At 40.0% G+C, this 22,066-nt stretch carries 20 protein-coding genes and 1 pseudogene; 9 read left to right on the forward strand and 12 right to left on the reverse strand.

The annotated features are described in order from the left end of the window. The first annotated feature begins 360 nt into the window (after nucleotides 1–360). Both ACFSY7_RS06400 and ACFSY7_RS20310 read left to right on the forward strand, forming a co-directional pair. Nucleotides 361–546 carry a hypothetical protein gene (locus ACFSY7_RS06400; RefSeq protein ID WP_126991427.1) on the forward strand — a complete coding sequence of 62 codons (186 nt, stop codon included), beginning with the start codon at nucleotides 361–363 and terminating at the stop codon, nucleotides 544–546. A gap of 357 nt (nucleotides 547–903) precedes the next feature. Then, a pseudogene (locus ACFSY7_RS20310) lies at nucleotides 904–1,152 on the forward strand (IS3 family transposase); the annotation flags it as partial. Nucleotides 1,153–1,256: 104 nt separating this feature from the next. On the opposite strand, the gene ACFSY7_RS06410 reads toward ACFSY7_RS20310, so the two are convergent. The 3 genes from ACFSY7_RS06410 to ACFSY7_RS06420 form a co-directional block, all read right to left on the reverse strand. Next, nucleotides 1,257–1,904: an FMN-dependent NADH-azoreductase gene (locus tag ACFSY7_RS06410; protein ID WP_126991428.1), complete on the reverse strand. Its 648-nt coding sequence runs from the start codon at nucleotides 1,902–1,904 to the stop codon at nucleotides 1,257–1,259. Nucleotides 1,905–2,031: 127 nt separating this feature from the next. Next, entirely contained in the window at nucleotides 2,032–2,736 is a 705-nt protein-coding gene (locus ACFSY7_RS06415; RefSeq protein ID WP_380147251.1) for a DsbA family oxidoreductase, read from the reverse strand. A 105-nt stretch (nucleotides 2,737–2,841) separates the two neighbouring features. Continuing rightward, nucleotides 2,842–3,768: a manganese-dependent inorganic pyrophosphatase gene (locus ACFSY7_RS06420; RefSeq protein WP_126991430.1), complete on the reverse strand. Its 927-nt coding sequence runs from the start codon at nucleotides 3,766–3,768 to the stop codon at nucleotides 2,842–2,844. A 235-nt stretch (nucleotides 3,769–4,003) separates the two neighbouring features. On the opposite strand from ACFSY7_RS06420, the gene ACFSY7_RS06425 reads away from it, so the two are divergent. Beyond that, complete coding sequence (locus tag ACFSY7_RS06425; protein ID WP_126991431.1) at nucleotides 4,004–4,804, forward strand: GNAT family N-acetyltransferase; 801 nt, start codon at nucleotides 4,004–4,006, stop codon at nucleotides 4,802–4,804. An 84-nt stretch (nucleotides 4,805–4,888) separates the two neighbouring features. Here the strand turns inward: ACFSY7_RS06425 and menC are convergent, their stop codons facing one another. From menC to ACFSY7_RS06450, 5 genes are all read right to left on the reverse strand, one after another. Further along, on the reverse strand, nucleotides 4,889–5,992 hold the full coding sequence (menC, locus tag ACFSY7_RS06430) for an o-succinylbenzoate synthase (RefSeq protein ID WP_380147252.1): 1,104 nt from the start codon (nucleotides 5,990–5,992) through the stop codon (nucleotides 4,889–4,891). A 15-nt stretch (nucleotides 5,993–6,007) separates the two neighbouring features. Continuing rightward, a complete protein-coding gene (locus ACFSY7_RS06435; protein WP_380147253.1) occupies nucleotides 6,008–7,177 on the reverse strand; it encodes an amidohydrolase in 1,170 nt (389 codons plus the stop codon). Between the two features lie 135 nt (nucleotides 7,178–7,312). Then, the gene (gene glpK / locus ACFSY7_RS06440; protein WP_380147254.1) at nucleotides 7,313–8,806 is read right to left on the reverse strand and encodes a glycerol kinase GlpK; all 1,494 of its coding nucleotides are present in this window, start codon (nucleotides 8,804–8,806) and stop codon (nucleotides 7,313–7,315) included. A gap of 19 nt (nucleotides 8,807–8,825) precedes the next feature. Continuing rightward, nucleotides 8,826–9,581, reverse strand: coding sequence for an MIP/aquaporin family protein (locus ACFSY7_RS06445; RefSeq protein ID WP_380147255.1), 756 nt, complete (start codon nucleotides 9,579–9,581; stop codon nucleotides 8,826–8,828). Between the two features lie 126 nt (nucleotides 9,582–9,707). After that, nucleotides 9,708–10,928 carry an MFS transporter gene (locus ACFSY7_RS06450; protein ID WP_126991435.1) on the reverse strand — a complete coding sequence of 407 codons (1,221 nt, stop codon included), beginning with the start codon at nucleotides 10,926–10,928 and terminating at the stop codon, nucleotides 9,708–9,710. 215 nt (nucleotides 10,929–11,143) lie between these two features. Here ACFSY7_RS06450 and thrC point away from each other — a divergent pair, with 215 nt between their 5' ends. From thrC to ACFSY7_RS06470, 4 genes are all read left to right on the forward strand, one after another. Further along, nucleotides 11,144–12,196: a threonine synthase gene (gene thrC / locus ACFSY7_RS06455; protein ID WP_126991436.1), complete on the forward strand. Its 1,053-nt coding sequence runs from the start codon at nucleotides 11,144–11,146 to the stop codon at nucleotides 12,194–12,196. Between the two features lies 1 nt (nucleotide 12,197). Next, the gene (gene thrB / locus ACFSY7_RS06460; RefSeq protein ID WP_139995751.1) at nucleotides 12,198–13,109 is read left to right on the forward strand and encodes a homoserine kinase; all 912 of its coding nucleotides are present in this window, start codon (nucleotides 12,198–12,200) and stop codon (nucleotides 13,107–13,109) included. A 132-nt stretch (nucleotides 13,110–13,241) separates the two neighbouring features. Continuing rightward, nucleotides 13,242–13,652 (forward strand): Rrf2 family transcriptional regulator, encoded by a 411-nt coding sequence (locus ACFSY7_RS06465; protein ID WP_380147256.1) that lies wholly within the window; start codon nucleotides 13,242–13,244, stop codon nucleotides 13,650–13,652. A gap of 67 nt (nucleotides 13,653–13,719) precedes the next feature. Beyond that, nucleotides 13,720–14,376 (forward strand): NAD(P)-dependent oxidoreductase, encoded by a 657-nt coding sequence (locus ACFSY7_RS06470; protein WP_380147257.1) that lies wholly within the window; start codon nucleotides 13,720–13,722, stop codon nucleotides 14,374–14,376. Between the two features lie 85 nt (nucleotides 14,377–14,461). On the opposite strand, the gene zupT is transcribed toward ACFSY7_RS06470, so the two are convergent. Then, a complete protein-coding gene (gene zupT / locus ACFSY7_RS06475; protein ID WP_126991440.1) occupies nucleotides 14,462–15,271 on the reverse strand; it encodes a zinc transporter ZupT in 810 nt (269 codons plus the stop codon). A 169-nt stretch (nucleotides 15,272–15,440) separates the two neighbouring features. On the opposite strand from zupT, the gene ACFSY7_RS06480 reads away from it, so the two are divergent. Further along, the gene (locus ACFSY7_RS06480) at nucleotides 15,441–16,625 is read left to right on the forward strand and encodes an MFS transporter (RefSeq protein WP_380147258.1); all 1,185 of its coding nucleotides are present in this window, start codon (nucleotides 15,441–15,443) and stop codon (nucleotides 16,623–16,625) included. Nucleotides 16,626–16,765: 140 nt separating this feature from the next. On the opposite strand, the gene ACFSY7_RS06485 is transcribed toward ACFSY7_RS06480, so the two are convergent. After that, nucleotides 16,766–17,353 (reverse strand): phosphatase PAP2 family protein, encoded by a 588-nt coding sequence (locus tag ACFSY7_RS06485; protein WP_380147259.1) that lies wholly within the window; start codon nucleotides 17,351–17,353, stop codon nucleotides 16,766–16,768. A 71-nt stretch (nucleotides 17,354–17,424) separates the two neighbouring features. Between ACFSY7_RS06485 and solA the strand changes: the two genes are divergently transcribed. After that, the gene (gene solA / locus ACFSY7_RS06490; protein ID WP_380147260.1) at nucleotides 17,425–18,546 is read left to right on the forward strand and encodes an N-methyl-L-tryptophan oxidase; all 1,122 of its coding nucleotides are present in this window, start codon (nucleotides 17,425–17,427) and stop codon (nucleotides 18,544–18,546) included. 346 nt (nucleotides 18,547–18,892) lie between these two features. On the opposite strand, the gene ACFSY7_RS06495 is transcribed toward solA, so the two are convergent. Both ACFSY7_RS06495 and hflX read right to left on the reverse strand, forming a co-directional pair. Further along, nucleotides 18,893–20,380 (reverse strand): peptide MFS transporter, encoded by a 1,488-nt coding sequence (locus ACFSY7_RS06495; protein ID WP_380147261.1) that lies wholly within the window; start codon nucleotides 20,378–20,380, stop codon nucleotides 18,893–18,895. Nucleotides 20,381–20,752: 372 nt separating this feature from the next. Next, nucleotides 20,753–22,021, reverse strand: coding sequence for a GTPase HflX (gene hflX, locus ACFSY7_RS06500; protein WP_126991445.1), 1,269 nt, complete (start codon nucleotides 22,019–22,021; stop codon nucleotides 20,753–20,755). Nucleotides 22,022–22,066: the final 45 nt, after the last annotated feature.

Raw genomic sequence — 22,066 nt, forward strand, 5'->3', positions numbered from 1 at the left:
GGGAATGGTAATTCCCAATTTATACATAAAAATAGAGAAGGTGATGTCAAATTCGACATCACCTTCTCTATTAAAGGCTGGAATTTTCACTTATGTCCCAGCCTCCTTTTTTAATGAATTAATCATTTTAGCGCTGTTCAAAACTCTAAAAAGGAAAAATCATTTCAATTCTGTACGCGATTAACACTGCATCCACTACAGGATAAGGAGTACTAGAAAGGTAAAACATTAAATTGATGAATCTTACGTTCCCTAATTAACTATAGCCTTTTTGCTCATTTTTCAAACGTCCAGACGGCAAAAATTTCCTTTCTGCGAGCCATTCCGCTACACTGTTAAGTAAGAAACGGAGTGATTTTCATGTGGTCAATCATCTTTATCATTCTTGCAATCCTGTTAGTTATTATTGGCAGTATTCCCGAAAAAATCATGATGCCCTTTGCACAGGCAGATGGTGCTTACTGGCGCATCCATTACACGCGTATTGTCGCACTACTAGGCGCCTTTGCATTACTTATTTTAGCAGTCATTAGTTTTTTCAATTGAATACAAAAAGAGGGACTGGGACAAACACTAACTGACCTAAAAATCTGAGACAACATAAAAAGAAAAAGACACTTTCAAGGGTATACAATCTTTGGAGGGGTTTTTTGATGGGCAAAAAACAAACGGATTCATACGAAACAAAAAGGAAAGCCACTCGAGATAAAGTTGGCAAATGTGCCAGTGAATGAAATGATGAAGGTATGTGAGATTAAAAATAATACACAGATTTATTAATGGGTGAAGTGGTATCAAGATGGAGGGGTGCATCGATTACAACAGCCTCTTGGAAAACAATACAGCTATGGAAAAGGACCATTACAAGAAGATTTAGATGAAGGGATAGCGCATAACAATCCGCAAGCAGTCAAAGAAAAAGGCGTTATCATGAGCATGTCCCGCAAAGGCATGCCCGCTGATAACGCCATCATTGAAACGTTTCACGCCAGTCTAAAGTGCGAAACGTTTTATCTTGAAGGGCTTTTGAGAACGACAAATGACGTTGTCGTTCAAACCGTTCAAGCATACATCAACTACGATAATCATACGCGAATTTTGGCAAAGTTAAACCACCTTTCTCCAGTTGANCACGTCATTTTCTTTTTTTAGCGTTCGCAACGAAAAAACGGAACCGCGCCACAGTGCGATTCCGGTTTTTCGTTGCTCATAAGAGAGGTTGTTACACGTATGTCAAAGCCTCTTTCGTATGTTAATTAAGCTTCTACTAATGAAGCAACTTTGTTTGCTGCTGCTTTAACTGCTGTGAAGCCAGCTTCTTTAATTTCTGCTGCTTGTGCTGCGTTTGCATTGTGACCTTCGATAATTACTTCATCGATGATTTCCATGCCGTATACGCCGCCAATTACATTACGCATGTAGTTAACTGACATTTCCATACCTGCTGTTTCTGGTGTTGAGTAGTAACCGCCACGAGCGTTTAATAATACTGCTTTTTTGTCAGTTAATAATGATACTAATTGACCTTGTTCGTTGTATTTGAATGAGAAGCCTGAAGCGTAAGTGTAATCAATGAAAGTTTGTAACGCTGCAGGAATTGTTAAGTTCCATAATGGGAATGCGAATACAACTACATCTGCGTTTGTTACTGCTTCGCGCGCTTTGTTTTGAGCCGCCATTACACGTGCTTGTACGCCTTCTAATTCGTTACCAGCTTGTAAGTTACCGTAAGCATCAAATACATCTTGACCAAAGTAAGGCATATCTTCAGCAAATACGTCAAATGTTGAAACGTTTACGCCTGCTTTGCCTTCTAATTCATTCATGAATACTTCGTACATTTTTGATGATACACCTTGGTCCGCTGGGCGGTTGTTTGCTTTTACTACTAATACGTTTGTCAAAATAAACTCTCCCTTAACTAATCAATTATTTATCACAAAATTATTTATCTCAAACTTAAGATAAACTAATTCTAATTAATTTCTACAAAATAATCAATAGTTATGCACTCAGACTTTTGACCGATTTTTAAAATTTACAATTATCCCCGTCACAGCTTGCTGAATCGTCACCAAACATTTTTAGTGTTGGTTTTAAGTTTTCCTCTTCTGCAACTTGTTGAATCGCCTTTGTGAAGACGTCATTTGGTTGAGCACCTGAAATCGCATATTTATCATTAATAACGAAAAATGGTACACCACGCACGCCAATTTGTTGCGCTTCTTGCATATCAATTAATGTTTCAGCCGCAAAACGCTCATCTTGTAATGCCGATTTCACAGCATCCTCTTCAAGTCCAACTTCTTTTGCAAGTGCTACTAATACCGTTTCATCACCAATACGCTTGTTCTCTGTGAAATAGGCTTTTAGTAAGCGTTCTGTTAATTCTTTTTCTTTGCCCACTGTTGCTGCATATTTTGCAAGGCGATGTGCCTTAAATGTGTTTTCAGGATGCATGTTATCAAAATGATATTCTAGCCCTACTTCTGCTGCACGCGCAGTAATCCCTTCTGATTGTTGCTTCATCGCTTCAGGAGTGGCACTATATTTTTTCGCTAATGCTTCATGAATCGTTTCAGTTGTTCCTACTGGTGTGTTTGGATCTAGTTGATACGCTTTAAATTCTACCTCTGCTTGACTGGCAAAGCCTGTTTCCTCTAATGCCATTTCTAGCTCACGTTTGCCAATATAGCAAAACGGACATACATAATCTGACCATACTTGAATTTTCATTTCTCTTCACCTCAGCGTAATTGTAGCGACATTTAAAATAGAATGCATCTTTATTGCCTACTAAAAAAGGACCTCCACAAATGTGGAAGCCCTTTTTCCTACTACTTAAGCAAATTGTTCAGTTAACACTGGTACGATTTGTTTTTTACGAGACACAACGCCTGGTAATTTGATTTGACCGTTTTCTACAGTAGCGTTAAATGCTTTTGCAGATTCTTCGATCACTGAACCAGCTGGTACTGCTACAGAATCGTTATTTAAAATATCTGTTACAACGAAGAAGAATAAATCTAAGCCCTTTTCAGCTACTTCTTTGTTTAAAAGATTTGTTAATTCGTCTTGGCGGCTAAGTACGTCGTTTACGTCAACTGCATTCACTTGAGCGATGACAATTTTTTTACCGTTCATATCGAATTCTTTTGCATCAAGGCTTAATAAATCTTCTAATGCTTTATCAGAAAGGTCAGCGCCTGCTTTAAGCATTGCTAAGCCGTATTCGTCTAAGTTTACACCAGCGATTTCTGCAAGTTCTTTTGCAGCTTTCACATCTTGCTCTGTGCAAGTTGGTGATTTTAATAATAATGTATCAGAAACGATAGCAGATACCATTAAACCAGCGATGTTTGCAGGTACTTCGATGCCGTTTTCTTTAAAGATTTTATTTAAGATTGTCGCTGTACAACCTACAGGCTCAGCACGGTAGTAAAGAGGTGCTGCTGTTTCGAAGTTTGCGATACGGTGGTGATCGATTACTTCTGTGATTGTTACATCCGCAATATCATCTGCTGATTGTTGGAATTCATTGTGGTCAACTAGGATTACTTCGTTCGCTTCAGTCGCTACTTTTTCTACAAGGCGAGGTGCTTCAAAGCCGAATTTTTCTAATGCGAATTTTGTTTCGTCATTTGGTTCACCTAAACGTACTGCTTCTGCTTCTACGCCTAGTTGATTTTTAAGGTACGCATAGACTAATGCGGATGTGATTGTATCTGTATCTGGGTTTTTGTGTCCGAAAACAAGAACTTTACTCATGTCAAAAATTCCTCCTAATATTTGCTTTTTACCGACTTCATTTTACCATAATTATTCTTTAAAAAGAACGCCTCTTCATTAAAACAGAGTGACTTACTATTATATGTATTTTTTAACAAACTAAGCATTTTTTTAATGAATTTTGAGAATTTTTTTCATATTTTTACAGCCATTAGTCACAAAAATATGGTACGATTCTGATAGATTGAGCTTTTAAAGTTAAAGAGGTGTCGTTTTGGAACAGCATATTGAAAAGAAATATATTCCATTATCCAACTATTTTCAGTCTACACAGCAGTCGACGATTCAACTGTCATTTACTGAAATTGAAAACATTCTCGGTCAAAAACTGCCAAACGCCTCTTATCTAAATAAGAGCTGGTGGCAAAAAACAAAATCTCCATTAAAACATTTTCTTGCATGGACAATGAATGGTTATCAAGTAACGGCGGTGCAACCGGGCTACTATGTAACATTCCATAAGCCTGTGCAATACGAAAATTCAGGAGAAACGACAGATGATGCAACTGCCTATCCATTTATTATTAGACAAGCTGAACTAGATGATGCGCGTGACATTGTCCTTTTAGGTGAACAATTATCGCTTAAAATGTTCAAGTATCCATACGGGCAGCAACATCAAAAATACTCTGTACAAAGCTTACGCAAAAGTATCGCAGAATGGAAAGTTGCGAACACATCCATCATGCTACTTGCAATCGTACGCGGCGAAATTGGTGGTTATTTATTTTTAGAAGGCTATCATTCTCCGTATTTAAAGCACCGAGCAACCTTAACTATTGGCCTTTTAGACGCTCACACGAATAAAGGCATTGGGACGAGACTAATGGCAGGTGCAGAAGAATGGGCAATCAAAAATAAGCTTCGTCGCTTAGAATTAAACGTTGCTAAAACAAATGAAGCAGCAATTGCCCTATTCAAAAAATTCGATTATGTCGTTGAAGGTGAATGCCATGATGCGATTTTAATTGATGGGCATTTTGAAAACGAATTAATAATGAGCAAAACGTTATAAAAAAAGAGGCAAGGATACGATATCCTCACCTCTTTTTTATTTATCCACAATTCCTGTCATCGTGAAAAAAGTTATCCACAGGCGCTACAACTCTAACTTGCGCTCTGTATATTTATCCAAGCGTTCACGGTTGACCTTATAGCCGATCCCCGGTGCATCCTTCATATGGACATAACCACCCTCTACATCTACGATTGGGTCAATCAAGTCCTCATACCAGTAATGATCTGAGCCTGCCGTATCACCAGGCATCGTAAATCCTTCAAGTGATGTTAATGCGACCGCATGCGCACGCCCGATACCAGACTCAAGCATTCCCCCGCACCACACTTTAATGCCGTGATGTAGACATAAATCATGAATACGACGTACTTCCTCTAGCCCGCCAACACGCGCTTGCTTCACATTAATGACACCACAGCCTCGAAGTTCAATCGCTGTCACAACGTCTTCGTACGAATGAATACTTTCATCTAAACAAATCGGCGTCGTAAGTTCCTTTTGTAGCTTCGCATGATTTAAAATATCATCTGCCCCGAGCGGCTGTTCTATCATCATTAAATGAAAAGCATCTAGCTGACGCAAGGTGTCCATATCGTCTAATGTATAGGCTGAATTGGCATCGGCCATGAGTGGCATATCTGGGTAGCGTTCACGAATCGCGCGAATTAGTTGCACGTCATTACCCGGCTTGATTTTCACTTTAATGCGTCCGTAGCCATCCTCAAGCGCCGCATCAATTTTGTCATATAACTGACTTGTAGTTGGTTGAAGACCAATGCTAACGCCTACCGCGATTTTTTCACGCGTACCACCAAGTACTTTCCATAACGGCTCGCCTAATCGTTTCGCATAAGCATCCCACACCGCACATTCAACAGCCGATTTCGCCATCATATTGCGGCGGATTGGTTTGAAAAACTGTGTCACTTCTCGAGGATGTTCGATATCCCGGTTCAATAAAATTGGTGCTAGAAAGGATTCAATAATATGCCAGCAAGTAGCCGTTGTTTCCTCGGTATACCAAGGTGCTTCAAAAGCTTCTCCCTCACCATAACCACAATTCCCTAATTCATCATATACTTCAACAATTAAAAAGCGCTTCTCCTGAACAGAGCCAAAGCTCGTTGTAAACGGTGCTTTCATCGTCATGTTCATTTCACGTAAAACAATTTTTTCTATGCGCATTATGCTTCACTTCCCTTATACATTCATCGCATTCATTTTCGCATACTGCATCGCATTTATGACGGTATTTGTTAAAATTTCTACGCCATTAATTAATTGCGCATGATCAAACTTCATATGTGGATGATGTAAACCAGGTGACACACCACAACCAAGGCCTAGCATCGCGGCTTTTACATTTGGACGTTTCTTTGTATAGAAGTGGAAATCCTCGCCGCCTGGTGTCACAACAGGCTCTGCTAAATGCTTATCGCCAACAGATTGTACAATCGAACGACGTAAAATCTCTTCAGCCTCTTCATCTACTTCTGCGGCTGGAATATTTAATAACATCTTTGCATTGATTTGCGCATCGTACATTTCGCGAACAGAACGAATGGCGCGCTGAATCCCTGCATCTAGCTGCTCCATTGCCGCATTCGTTTGAGCGCGGGCGTCCATTGTCAGCATAGCCTTACCAGGAATCGTATTCCCATGACCGACACCAGCGGAGAATTTCGTTACTTTTACCGACCATGAAATGCGTGTGTCGACGCGAATTGTTTTTAATGCTTCAATGACACTGCCACCAATCTCAATGGCATTTTTGCCTAAGTGAGGACGTGCTGCATGCGCCTCTTCTCCGTAAATTTCACATTGCATCATCATCGATGCTCCGTGGTATAGTGCGGGTGCATGTTTGCCCACTGGAAGTTCTTGAATTGGTCGTACATGCACACCGAATAAATAATCAACATCATCAATGAGGCCACGTTCAACGATTGATAGGGCCCCATTTCCTTTTTCTTCTGCAGGTTGAAAAATCACACGAATCGTTCCACCTGTTTGAAGTGTGAAATCTTGTGTTTCTTTTAATTTTTTCAGCATGAGCAATACGCCAACCGCCATTGTCATATGCCCATCATGCCCACAAGAGTGATTGGCTTTATGTACACCATCGACCTCCTGGAACAACGAATCAATATCCGTACGCAGTCCAATAACTGGCGCACCGCTCCCAATTTCAACATAAAGTCCTGGTGAATCTTCGAATAAACGCGGCTCATATCCTTCGTCTGCTAATAATTGCGCTAAATATTTTGTCGTTTCCCATTCTTCCCAACTCGGCTCCGGATTTTCATGTAAGTATTCAAAGAGATTCCGTAACCTTGGCTCTAATGCATCTAAGTAGGCTTGCCTAATCATGTTCATCCCATCCTTTTTATATAAAAACTGCTTTTTTACCTGTACCCTTTATCAGTAAATTATAACGTGCTCGTGACGTTCATGAAACAGCAAAAAAGGACAATGACGGAGCGCATCATTGTCCTTTACAGCAAGTTATTTAAATGCTTGTGCAGCTTTCACTGCTTTATGCCAACCTTCAATAAGTTTTGAGACCTCTTTTTTCTCCATCTTAGGCTCAAAATCTTTATCTAGTTTCCAGTACTCTGCAATTTTTTCTTGTGACTCCCAGAAGCCTACAGCAAGACCTGCAAGGTAAGCTGCACCAAGTGCCGTCGTCTCATTAATTTCTGGGCGCTCTACTGGGACATTCAGTAAATCTGATTGGAATTGCATTAAGAAATCATTTTTCACAGCCCCGCCATCGACACGTAAACGCTCAAGTGGAATGCCCGAATCTTCTTCCATCGCATCAAGTACATCATGTGTTTGGTATGCAAGTGATTCAAGTGTAGCACGGATAAAGTGCTCCTTCGTTGTGCCACGTGTTAAACCAAAGAATGCTCCACGTACGTCTGAATCCCAGTACGGTGTACCAAGCCCAACAAATGCTGGTACCATATAGACACCATCTGTTGAATCGACACGTTTTGCGTACTGCTCACTTTCTGCTGAATCTCTAAACATACGTAGACCGTCGCGGAGCCACTGGATTGCGGAGCCGGCCACGAAAATACTACCTTCTAACGCGTACGTTACCTTCCCATCAATGCCCCACGCAAGCGTTGTAAGTAAGCCATGTTCTGAGCGAACTGCCTTTTCACCTGTATTCATTAGCATGAAACAACCTGTGCCGTATGTGTTTTTAACCATTCCTTGCTCAAAGCACGCTTGACCAAATAATGCTGCCTGCTGGTCCCCTGCAATGCCAGCAATCGGTACTTCATGACCGAAGAAATGCTTTGATGCCGTATGACCATATACTTCAGATGAGGGCTTTACTTCTGGCAGCATGGATTTTGGTACTGTTAGAATTTCTAATAACTCATCATCCCACGTTAAATCATAAATATTGTACATCAGTGTACGTGATGCATTGGAATAATCCGTTACATGTACATCACCATTTGTTAGCTTCCAAATAATCCACGTATCGATTGTGCCAAATAGCAAGTCACCCGCTTCCGCCTTTTCACGAGCACCCTCCACATTATCTAAAATCCACTTTACTTTTGTTCCTGAGAAATACGCGTCAATTAACAGCCCCGTCTTATCTCGAAATAAATCGGCATGACCTGCATCACGTAGCTCCTGGCAAATTTCTGCTGTTTGACGTGACTGCCATACAATCGCATTGTAGACAGGCTTGCCGGTATTTTTATCCCAAACGACTGTCGTTTCACGCTGATTTGTAATACCGATTCCTTCAATTTGTGAAGCACTAACATTTTTCTCTGATAATACGCCTGCAATACAAGATAAAATAGAGCTCCAAATTTGTTCAGGATCATGTTCTACCCACCCAGACTTCGGAAAATATTGCTTAAACTCTTGCTGAGAAGTATGAAAGATTTTACCGTCTTCATCAAATAAAATTGCGCGAGAACTTGTTGTTCCTTGATCTAATGCCATAATGTATTTTTTCGTCATAAAATAATTCCCTCCAAGTTTAATAATCTTCTTTTGCGCTCTTAATTGTCATTTGTGCCCCAATTAAAATAATTAAAACAACGACGCCACAAATCCAAAACGCAATTGAGTTTTCACCTTCAAAAATCTGCTTAAAGAATAACGCGCCAAATACACCACCTACAATCGGTCCAACAATCGGCACCCATGCATACCACCAACCAGATGAACCTTTACCTGGAATCGGTAATAATGCATGTACAATACGCGGTCCTAAATCACGTGCTAGATTAATCGCATAACCGGTTGGTCCACCAAGTGCCATACCAATTACGACAATTAGCATACCGACTAAAAATGGATTCAACCCATCTGTAATTTCATTTGTGCCTAACGCAAGAATCCCTAATACAAGCGCAAACGTCCCAATCATCTCAGCTGTTATATTTGATAATGGATGCTTAATTGCAGGCATTGTTGCGAATACACCTAACTTCGCGCCAGGGTCCTCTGTTCCTATCCAATGAGGTAAATATAAGAAGTACACTAATACTGCACCTAAAAAGGCCCCAATCACTTGCGCTAAAATGTATAATGGCACATCTGCCCATGGAAAATTCCCAATACTCGCTAATGCAATCGTAAGTGCTGGATTTAAATGCGCACCACTAACGCCGCCTACTGCATAGGCTGCCATTGCTACTGCTAAGCCCCATGCAAACGTAATGACAACCCAACCGCCACCAAATAAAATCAAAAGCATCGTACCAACTAGCTCTGCTGTAAACGTAGACATCGTATTCCTCCTTTTTGAACAAAGTCAATCCAAATACCCCAATTATGGTTTTTTAAGACATAATTGGTTAAATAAATCAGTCTATTTCATATAAAAAAGAGGCACAGATTTCTCTGGCCTCTCCTCTTAGTCAATTTCTAATTGCTTTGTTTCTTTTCCAAGCACAAGTACGGCAATAACGGCAAGCGCAATCGCAATTGCGAAAATCGTAAAAATTGGTCCGAGTCCATATCCTGCTGCTGTCAGTGAACCAACAACAAGTGGTCCAATAACGCCTCCCACTCGGCCGACACCAGCTGCTAGACCAACACCTGTCCCGCGAATCATCGTCGGATAATTTTCTGGCGTATAAGCATACATTGCACCCCATGCACCTAAATTAAAGAAGGATAGTAGCATGCCAAACATCACAAGCATTGTCGCATCTGTCGCAAAACCAAAAGCCAACGCACTTAATGCTGTTCCTGTTAAATAAACGGCTAATACCCATTTACGCCCCATTTTTTCAATTAACCAAGCTGCTGTAAAATACCCTGGTAGCTGCGCTAATGTCATAATCAACACATATTCAAAGCTTTGAATTAAACTGAAGCCCTTCATGACCATCACACTTGGTAACCAAAGGAACATGCCGTAATAAGAAAACACCACCATAAACCAAAGCACCCACAGCATCGTTGTGGCACGGGCGTATTTTTTCGTCCATACCGTTTTAATGTTTTGCATCACGCTTGTACGTGCTTCTTTTGAAATGGCTTCATATTTCTTTGAGTCCGGCAATTTCACACGTAAATATACCGCGTAAAGTGCTGGTATCGCTGTCAGCACTAATGCCACGCGCCAGCCATATTCAGGAATAATAAAATAAGAAATAACTGCTGCTAAAATCCAGCCTGCTGCCCAAAAGCTTTCTAATAAAACGACGATCCGTCCACGTTCATGTGGCTCAACACTTTCAGATACAAGTGTTGATGCTACCGGCAATTCGCCGCCAAGACCTGCGCCAATAATGAAGCGTAAAATTAAAAAGGCCGTTAATGTCGTTGTGAAGGCAGATAGACCACTTGCTAATGAGAAAATCAAAAGCGTCCACATAAAGACATTTTTTCGGCCGTACTTATCTGCTAAAATCCCACAAAGTACAGCCCCTACTGCCATCCCAATTGAATTGACACTACCAATCCAACCCATTTGAGTTGGTGTCAAATTCCAGTCAACGGCAAGCGCTGCTACAACGAACGATAAAATACCGACATCGAGCGCATCAAAAAGCCAACCGACACCCGCTGTTGCTAATAAACGATTGCGCGTCATTGGCTTTGTTGCTGTTTCATTTTTTGTTGTCATGTCACTCTTCCACCTGTCTTGTCACTAGTATACGCATAATATACACTTATTTTATTTTCGTGACAACATTTATTTTTTTCGAATTGTTCGGAAAATTTGTGCTATTCTAGAGGAATATAAAAGAATCTATTGAATCTATAGTTAATTAACGGTAAAATGTCTTTTATAGAAAAACAACTGTTTATTCAGTGCGAACAAAAAGGAGATTATTGCATATGTGGAAAGGCTTATTAGACAATTACAAAGAATACTTACCAATCACAGAAAATACACCAGCTCTAACACTTCACGAAGGTAACACACCTTTAATTCATTTAGAAACACTTTCTAAAGAGCTAGGTATTGAACTACATGTAAAATTCGAAGGCCTAAACCCAACAGGCTCATTCAAAGACCGCGGGATGGTTATGGCAGTAGCAAAAGCTATTGAAGAAGGTAGCAAATGCGTCATTTGTGCATCTACTGGTAATACATCTGCTGCGGCTGCTGCATATGCTGCTCGCGCTGGTATCCAAGCGCTTGTTGTTATTCCAAAAGGCAAAGTTGCTGCTGGTAAACTAGCACAAGCTTATATGTACGGCGCAAAAATTATTGAAATCGACGGGAACTTTGACGAAGCGCTACAAGCGGTTCGTGATATTAGTGAAACAACGGATGTTGCACTTGTAAACTCAGTTAATCCATACCGTCTTGAAGGTCAAAAAACAGCAGCCTTTGAAGTATGTGATCAATTAGGTGATGCACCAGAAATCCTAGCAATTCCTGTAGGGAATGCTGGTAACATCAGCGCTTACTGGAAAGGCTTCAAAGAATATAATGAGAAAAAAGGTACTCGTTTACCAAAAATGTTCGGCTTCGAAGCGGAAGGTGCTGCGGCAATCGTTCAAGGCGCACCAATCGCTAATCCTGAAACAATCGCAACAGCTATTCGTATCGGGAATCCAGCAAGCTGGAAACTAGCAGAAGCTGCACGCGATGAATCAAACGGTAAAATCGGTTCAGTTACAGATGAAGAAATCTTAAATGCTTATCGTCAAATCGCCGCAAAAGAGGGCGTATTTGCAGAGCCAGGCTCAGCCGCTTCAATTGCTGGTGTTATCCAATCTGTTGAAAATGGCTCAATTCCAAAAGGCAGCCAAGTCGTAGCAGTGCTGACTGGTAACGGCTTAAAAGACCCAGACACAGCAGTAAAAGCTTCTACAGTAGAAATGGTTTCACTTCCAAATGACGAAGATGAAATCCGTAAGTATATCGAGAGTGTACTGTAATATGGCAAAGACTTGGTCAATTACCGTACCTGGTAGTACAGCGAATCTAGGCCCTGGTTTTGACTCTATTGGTTTAGCACTTGGCCTTTATTTGAAATTAGAAGTGACGTTGCAAGATGAATGGGAATTTGAACATCATTCGGTGCATCTTCCTGAGAAATTCACTGTAGAAGAGCATCTTGTGTACACGGTCGCAAAGGAAGTTGCTGAACGCTTTGATGTCGAGCTACCGGGCTGTAAAATTGTTATGACAAGTGAATTACCACTTGCGCGTGGACTTGGTAGTTCAGCTTCTGCAATTGTTGCAGGAATTGAAGTAGCAAATCAAGTATGTGAGCTGAATTTAACACTTGAGCAAAAATATACATTAGCTTCTCGCATTGAGGGCCATCCAGACAATGCTTCTGCCTCTGTTTGTGGAGGTCTTACGATCGGTGCAAGCTTACCAAACGGTGATCTTGAGTTAATTCATACACAGGATGTTCAAGCAGCATTCGCTGTTTTCATTCCAAACGTAGAATTAAAAACAGCGGAGGCACGTAAAGTATTACCGGCTCAGTATGATAAAGCATACGCAGTTCATGCTAGCGCCAACGCCAATATGCTAACGGCTGCACTATTAACAAAGGATTATAAGCGCGCTGGTAAGTTTATGGAACATGATTTATTCCATGAACCATTCCGTGCAAACTTAATTCCAAATTACCATGAGATTCGTCAAACAGCGAAAGATGCAGGCGCCTACGGTACAGCGATTAGCGGTGCTGGTCCGACTGTGATTTCTCTGTTACCGATTGAAAAAGTAACAGCTTTCGTTGAAAAAATGAAGCCGCTATTCCCTACTTATGATATCCAGGCTGTTCGCGTGGATACAAAGGGTGTTCAAGTAGAAATTCATGAAACGATCAATTAAATTTTGAATTGACGACAGGTTGCTATGATGCAATTTGTCGTCTTTTTTATTTGTGCAAAATTTTTATAGTTGACTTTTCATTTTAGTTGTAACTATAATGGTTACATCAAATAAATGTGGTGGTGAAAAACGATGGTGAACAGTCGTTTTGCCGTTGCAATTCATATTTTATCATTGATTGCTACTACTTCTGATAAAGCTCTTTTAACGTCAGATTTTATTGCTGGTAGCGTCAATACAAACCCTGTTGTGGTCCGCAGAATTAGCAGCCTTTTAAAAAAGGCAGGTTTAATTTCATCAAGGAAGGGAATTTCTGGTTATGAGCTTACTAAAAAAACTGAAGACATTTCCTTATATGATATTTACCGTGCTGTAGAAGAGCCTAAAGAATTATTCGCTATTCATCAGGCACCTAATCCAGCTTGCTCAGTTGGTAGACAAATTGGTACAACCTTAACGGATGTTTTCGGTTCAGTACAACAGGCGATGGAAAATGAATTGCGCTCGCAAACTTTACAGAGCATATTAGATCGCCTGAAATAATGCGATCTTTATTTTCACCCCACCTGTAACTGAAATGATTACAACTTATATTAGGAGGAATTTTATTATGAAAATCGGTGTTATTGGCGCAACAGGTAAAGCAGGAAACAAAATTTTAAAAGAGGCAAATAAACGTAACCATGATGTCACAGCAATCGTGCGTGATGCATCTAAATTAAAACAAAAAGATATTCCGGCAATCGTTGGCGATGTATTCGACTTAACAACAGAAGATGTAAAAGACTTTGATGTTGTCATCAATGCATTTGGTGCACCATTCGGTAAAGAAGAATTACACGTTACTGCTGGTCGTCATTTAATCGATATTTTCTCACCAATTGATACACGCTTAATCGTTGTTGGTGGTGCAGGTAGTCTCTATGTTGATGACGAGCAAACGACAAAATTAATCGATACACCTGAATTCCCGAAAGAATTCGTTCCAACAGCTGCTAATCAAGCTCAAAACTTAGAAGATTTAAAAGCATCTACTGTAAACTATACATTTGTCAGCCCTTCTGCTGTATTTGACCCAGACGGTAACCGTACAGGCAACTATATTTTAGGTACAGATAAATTACTAGTGAACAATGATGGTGATAGCTATGTATCCTATGCAGACTTCGCTGTGGCACTTTTAGATGAGGTTGAAACACCAGCATTTGAAAAACAACGCTTCACAGTCGCATCAGATAAAGGCGTGTCAATTCCAAATCCTCTATAATTACTAGCGATCAACAGACAGGTTTAGCTAAAATAAATGAACAAATAAAAAAGGAATCGTGTTTTTGGCACGATTCCTTTTTTATTTAAGCTAGTAACAATAAACTTACAGCCATAACCGCCATACCGAGTACGACGCCATAAATCGATGTATGTGTCTCGTCATATTCGCGTGCGGCGGGTAATAATTCATCTAATGAAATAAAGACCATAATCCCTGCGACACCGGCAAAAATCACGCCAAACATCGTATCTGTTAAAAATGGCATTAAAATTAAATAGGCAACAATTGCCCCTAATGGCTCTGATAAACCGGATAGGAAGGATAAATTAAAGGCGCGTTTGCGGTCCCCTGTCGCATAGTACAACGGTACAGCAACGGCAATCCCCTCTGGAATATTATGAATGGCAACGGCAATCGCGATTGCAAAGCCAAGTTGTGGATCTTCAAGCGCTGACATAAACGTCGCGATTCCTTCAGGGAAGTTATGAATCGCAATCGCTAGTGCTGTGAAGACACCCATCTTTTTAAGCTTCGTAAATTCTGCAGCAGATGGCTCACGCTGTAAATCCTCTACTTTTTTAACTTCATGCGGATTTTCCGCATTCGGGATTAATCGGTCAATTAACGCGATCAATAGCATACCACCAAAGAAGCCCATAACGGTATACGCATATCCCTGTGTCTCACCTACTGCAGCTGTTAATGAATCTTTTGCCTTCACAAAAATTTCTACAAGAGATACATAAATCATAACCCCTGCTGAAAAACCAAGGGCAAATGATAAGAATTTTGTATTTGTGCGAGACGTAAAAAACGCCACTAAACTACCTAATCCAGTCGCCAAACCTGCAAATAACGTTAATGCAAGGGCGTATAAAACGGCTGAATCCACTTCATCACCTCTTCTTATTAAACTTTATTGTTTTCAGTATACCAAAAAAGTTTCTTTAAGGAAACTTTAATTTATGCAAAATCTGCATTAAATCCATAAAAATGATTCGTTGTTTTTATTTTTTAAAACGGCTTACAATAAAAGGACACCTGATTAAAGGAGTTTTTATATGGCCTATATACAAAAAGGAACGAAAGCATTTCGCAATGCTAACCTTGCATTATTCGCGGGAGCATTTAGTACGTATGCAAATCTTTATATGACACAGCCTATCTTACCTGCACTCTCCAAACAATTTGGTGTTTCACCAACGATTGCAAGTTTGTCGCTATCGTTAACAACGTTGACACTTGCGATTGCAATGCTTTTAACGGGTTCCTTATCAGAAGCATGGGGTCGAAAACCAATTATGACGTTTTCGATGATTGCGGTCGGTATTTTATCACTCGCCATTGGCTTCGCACCAAATTTTGAATCTTTACTCGTACTACGCGTCATTCAAGGGGTCGTCTTTGCTGGACTTCCCGCAATTGCGATGGCGTATTTAGCAGAGGAAATGGAGCCGTCGAGCCTCGGTGCTGCGATGGGCTTATATATTAGTGGCAATTCCATCGGTGGCTTGTCGGGCCGAGTCATTATGGGCTCGATGACAGACGTATTTAACTGGCATATTGCGATGGTTTCCATTGGCGTTGTCAGTATTTTACTCGCTATCGCATTTTATTTTTTATTACCAAAATCACAACACTTTATTCCACAAAAACTTGCCTTTAAACCATTATTCAAATCGATGATGGCACATTTAAAAGACCGCGCATTACTCATGTTATTTGCGCTCGGCTTCTTATTAATGGGTGCATTTGTCACCTTATATAACTATGTGGGCTTCCAATTAATCGAGCCACCGTATTCGCTTAGCCAAACGGTTGTCGGCTTTATATTTCTACTTTATTTAGTTGGGACTTTTAGCTCGACTTTTATGGGGAAACTTGCGGATTCACATGGCCGCTTTTCGATTATTTTAATTGCCTTTAGCCTAATGATTGCTGGCGCATTGCTAACATTAAACGGCTGGCTCATTATTAAAATTTTAGGCATCGCCCTTTTCACATTCGGTTTCTTCGGAGGGCATTCTATCGCAAGTGGCTGGGTTGGTGCGCGTGCTACGCATGATAAAGCACAGGCATCCTCACTATATTTATTTTTCTATTATGTCGGTTCTAGCATTGGTGGTACAGTTGGTGGCTTATTTTTCACTGGCTTTGGCTGGAGTGGTGTCATCAGTATGATTATGGTGTTCTTACTAATCGGCATGCTCATTACTATCTTTTTAAATCGCTATACGACTAATTAAAAAAGAGGTTGGGACAAAACACGCCATTTTCCTTTTTTAGCGTTCGCAACGAAAAACTGGAACCGCGCCACCGCGCGATTCCGGTTTTTCTTATGCTCATAGGAGCGGTCGTTTTTACACGTATGTCTCAGCCTCTTTTTTTACGCTTTTTTTCTTGTGCGCATGTACCAATAAACAACGAGCATAAAGAACGCAAAGCCAAGTGACCAGCCGCCGAGTACATCACTCATAAAATGACGTGACCCTGCAACACGAGATAACCCCACAAGGAATGTGCCAAGCTCCGCAACAAAAAAGGCGATACGTTTTTTCGTCTTAGACATACCTGATGTAATTAAAAATGCGGTCGTCATCATATAGAGCATCGACAGCATCGAATGGCCTGACGGGAAACTGTATGATGTCAATTGATCCGGAATAATTGGACGTGGGCGTTCTATAAGAAATTTGAACCCTTGGTTAATAATTGTGCCACCAATAAAAGTGAACAGCACAAACGTCATTTTACGATAGCGTTTTTTCGCTATAAAATAGGCAACTAATATAACCCCGACTATAACAACAAACCAAGTCTCCCCTAGGTAATGAAAAAATTCTAAAAAGGAATTACCCCCAAATAGCTGCTCTCCAAAAGAATCGATATTTCGAATCGCTTCCGTATCAAGCGCAATCCAAATACTTATAAAAACAACTAAAGCGATAAACGCTAAAATATTATAAATAATCAATTTGATTCCTCCTTTATCCTATTGTCTAATTTTCAGAATTCATTGTAAACTAATAAAAAGGGGTGTTTAGGATGCATTATGATGTAATTGTGATAGGAGCAGGTTCAATGGGCATGGCTGCAGGCTATCAATTAGCGAAGGCCGGCAAGCATGTTTTAGTCATAGACCGCTATAACCCACCACATGACCAGGCGAGCCATCACGGCGAAACACGTATTATTCGCTATGCATATGGTGAAGGAGAAAACTATGTACCGCTACTACTTCGTGCGCGCGAATTATGGGCCGAGCTTGAAAAAGAAGTACATAAGGAATTACTCGTACAAGTTGGGACAATTAATGTGAGTCGTAAAGAGAGTACCTTTATGCAAAATGTCATCAAAAGTGCCGAGCAGTACGCATTACCACTCGAAATTCTTACGGCCGATCAAACGATGAAACGCTTCCCAGGCATGTATGTGCCAGAAGATTTCGTTAGTTGCTTCGAGCCTACTGCTGGCTTTTTACGTGTGGAAGATTGTGTGCAGGCATATCGTGACCGAGCTGTTCATTATGGTGCTACAGTACTTGTCAATACACCAGTCGTACGCATTGTACCACAGGAACAGCACATAGAAGTGCACACCAAGTCGTCTGTCCACACCGCAAATCAAATTATTATTACAACGGGTGCTTGGGCAAAAGAAGTGCTACAAGAAGTAGACGTAGACTTACCGGTGACACCAACGCGTAAAACCTTTGCTTGGTACGAGGCAGATGACGCCCTTTACGGCAATGCGCATTATCCGACATTTGGCTATGAATTAGACGATGCCTTTTATTATGGCTTCCCTAGTGACAACGGTGCCGGCTTAAAGGTTGGCCGTCACGATGGCGGCGATGCACTAGACCCAAATGGTGTGCGCGAGGAATTTAATGATGCGGATGCAGCAGATTTAACACGCTTTTTAGATCATTATATGCCACAGCACGGACCGCTAAAATTCGGCAAAACATGTATGTATGCGATGACACCAGATGAAGATTTTATTATCGATCAGCATCCGGATGATGCAAGGATTCATATTGCTGCCGGATTTTCAGGCCATGGCTTTAAATTTGCCTCTGTTGTCGGTGAAATATTAAAGGACTTCGTTGTGAACGGGAAAAGTGACTTGAATTTAACCGACTTCTCCTTACAACGCTTCAAATAAAAAGAGGCTTGGGAATACGCCCAAGCCTCTTTTTTTCATTCAAAATACAGAATGCCTAATGAAACTATAACATGGTTTCTCTAGTTGATAGAACGATAGAGATCGATAATATACTTATACAACAGTCATTTTTAGCGTTGCTTACCTATGCCACTAAGCAAGCAAATTACTCGAAATAACTATGATTAGAACATTTCATAAATGAGACAATTCTGCCTTCTAAAATTAAAATTACTCTTTTATTATGCACACGAAAAAATACGAAAGTCAATGATAATTGATAATGACTATCAATAGATACCTATAAAAAAGAAGCGCGGCATGTGCCACACTTTTTTGAAATTTTTTATTTAATTGTTCCCATTTTGCGAGAAATCCATGGGCTTAATACAAGCATGACAACGAATAATACGATTGCTGTACCGCCAAGGTAACCGAAGTATTGCACTTCAGAAACTTTATCAAATACTTTTGCAAACTGTGCGTTAAGAGCTTGTGCGACAGTACTTGTTAAAAACCATAGTGACATTGCTTGTGCAGCAAATGCTTCTGGCGCAAGTTTTGTTGTAGCTGATAATCCAACTGGTGACATTAATAACTCACCAACTACTACTAAGAAGAATGATGCTACTAACCACCAAGGGCTTACTAGCGCTGTACCACCTGAAGTAATCGCTGGAATAATCATGATTAAGAATGATGCCCCTGCAAATAATAAGGAGAATGAGAATTTAACAGGCGTTGATGGACCTTTTTCCCCTAATTTCATCCAAAGAGCAGCCATAATTGGCGCCATAATGATAATGAATAATGGGTTTAAAGATTGGAATGTTGCTGCAGGAATATCGAATGAACCAATTGAAAGATCTGTACGAGTATCTGCATATCTTGCTAAAATTGTTGAACCTTGCTCTTGAATAACCCAGAACATTGTACCAGTAATAAATAATGGAATGTATGCAAGTAAATGTGATCTTTCTTCTGCTTTTGTTTTCTTTGATGTGAACATCCAGAAGAATACACTAATTGGTGCAAGAACACCGATAACAGTAAAGAAGTTAATTACGTTATTGATTGTAATTAAATCTAAGAAGTATGCAATAACAATTAAGATTGCCACAATAACTAATGTAACAGTGATTTTCTTAAGAATACTTTGTAACTCATGTGGCGCTAATGGGTTTGTCGGTTGCGCACCGGCAAGACCAAGATTTTTCTTTTCAGTAACTTTATACATAATCAAACCGATTGCCATACCGATTGCGGCGATAGAGAAACCTGCGTGGTAGTTAAATTCTTTTTGAACAGCACCAACGATTAAAGGCGCTAAGAATGAACCAAGGTTGATACCCATGTAGAAAATACTGAAGCCTGAGTCACGACGAGGGTCATTTGTAGAATAAATATCCCCTACAACTGATGATACATTTGGTTTTAATAAACCTGTACCTAATATGATGAAGACCATTGAAATAAATAGGAATGTGATACCACCAGGGAGTGCTAAGCAAATATGCCCTAGCATGATTAAAATACCACCCCAAAAAATAGTACGTCTTGTTCCTAAAATACGGTCAGCAATCCAACCACCGATAATACCAGACATGTAAACTAACGAACCATACATCGACATAATTGAAGCTGCTGTTGTTTTGTCGATTCCTAAACCACCGTTAGCAACGGTGTCGTACATAAAGTAAAGTAAAATTGCTCGCATACCGTAGTATGAGAAGCGCTCCCAGAATTCAGTGAAGAATAGGCTGAACAAACCTTTTGGATGTCCAAAGAAGCCTTTCTGAGGGACTGATTTGACAATCTCTTCTTTTGTTGCCATATAGATTTACCTCTTTCTCTTTGCAATATAAAAAATAATCTAACAATTCAAAACGTTTAGTTTGTGTCAGAAAAACGTATGTCCATTATACCTATACATTTTTATTATGTCAAAAATTATTATTATATAGAATTTTCTGATATATGATTGTATAATTCTAGCAAAAAGATGCTTAAAGTACGGAATTTTCTTTATTTTTCGGTATTTCTTAAATTAGCAGAATAATTTTGATATTTAAGTATTCTTTTCTAGAAAAACATTTGTATTTTTTGGAAGCGCCTATTCACCTTTACCAATTTCCTATTTCTAAAAAACTAGTGCATTAAAAAAACGCCCTACCAATGGAGGAGGCGTTTTTCTTTTGCGTTTAAATTAAATGAAAAAAGGTCGCATACGATTTACATCTGCTACTTTTAAATCGACTTTTAATACCGTACCTGCTTCGTCATAATCTGTTGATAAAATATTGGCATGTTCATTTAAATACGACACTAGATCTCCGCGGTCATATGGAATGCATACCGTATGGATTTCATAATCAGAGAAAATTTCTTTTTTAATCATCTCTAATAACTCATCTAGCCCTTGACCGTCTTTCGCAGATAAATAAATTTGATTTTGGTTTACATATGGATACGCAATATTTGCGCGGTCCGCTTTATTGTAAACAAAAATCGTTGGTACATCCCCGACACCTACATCAGATAAAGTATTGTTTGTAATTTCCACCATATACGCATTTTCAGCGTTCGACGTATCGACTACATGCAACAGTAAATCCGCTTCACGTGCTTCCTCTAATGTTGAACGGAACGCTTTGACTAAATGGTGAGGCAGCTTACTAACAAAACCAACTGTGTCTGTTAATAGGAAACGCTTATTATCTTCTAATTCAATTTGTCGTACTGACGTATCAAGTGTCGCAAACAACATATCTTTTTCAAATACTTGTTTTTCTTCGTCTGGATTTGTACGTGCAAGCAGTTGATTCATAATCGTTGATTTGCCGGCATTTGTATACCCAACAAGTGAGACGACTGGAATCGCATTTTTTTGACGCTTTTTACGCTGCGTTGAGCGCTGTGCTTGAATTTCATCTAATTCACGTCGAATTTTAGAAATTTGTTTTTCGATTTTACGACGGTCGAGTTCAAGCTTTGTTTCACCTGACCCTTTATTTTGGAAACCGCCGCCTGTGCCACCACCTTGACGAGAAAGAGAGGCATTCATACCAACTAGGCGTGGCATTAAATATTGTAACTGCGCAATTTCAACCTGTAGCTGTGCTTCACGCGTTTTCGCACGGCGGGCAAAAATATCGAGTACAAGTGTTGTACGGTCGATTACTTTTGCATCGATGTCATGCTCTAAATTGCGTAGCTGTGCTGGTGATAATTCATCATCAAAAATAATGACATTCGCATCAAGTGCATCATATAACTCTCGAATTTCTAAAATTTTACCTGTTCCTACATAGTGAGATGGTGTGACACGCTCTAAATTTTGTGTAATCACACCCACTACCTCAACGTCTAATGCTTCCGCTAGATTGCCAAGTTCTTCTATTGAATAGTCGAAGTGTCGATCATTGCGGATATTGACGCCGACTAATATTGCTCGTTCTTTGATGTTTTCTTCCATCAAAAGCACCCCCGTAACTTAAAAAAGGGAGAGCGACTAGCATGT

Source organism: Kurthia populi, from assembly GCF_042686175.1.
Taxonomy (GTDB): Bacteria; Bacillota; Bacilli; order Bacillales_A; family Planococcaceae; genus Kurthia; species Kurthia populi.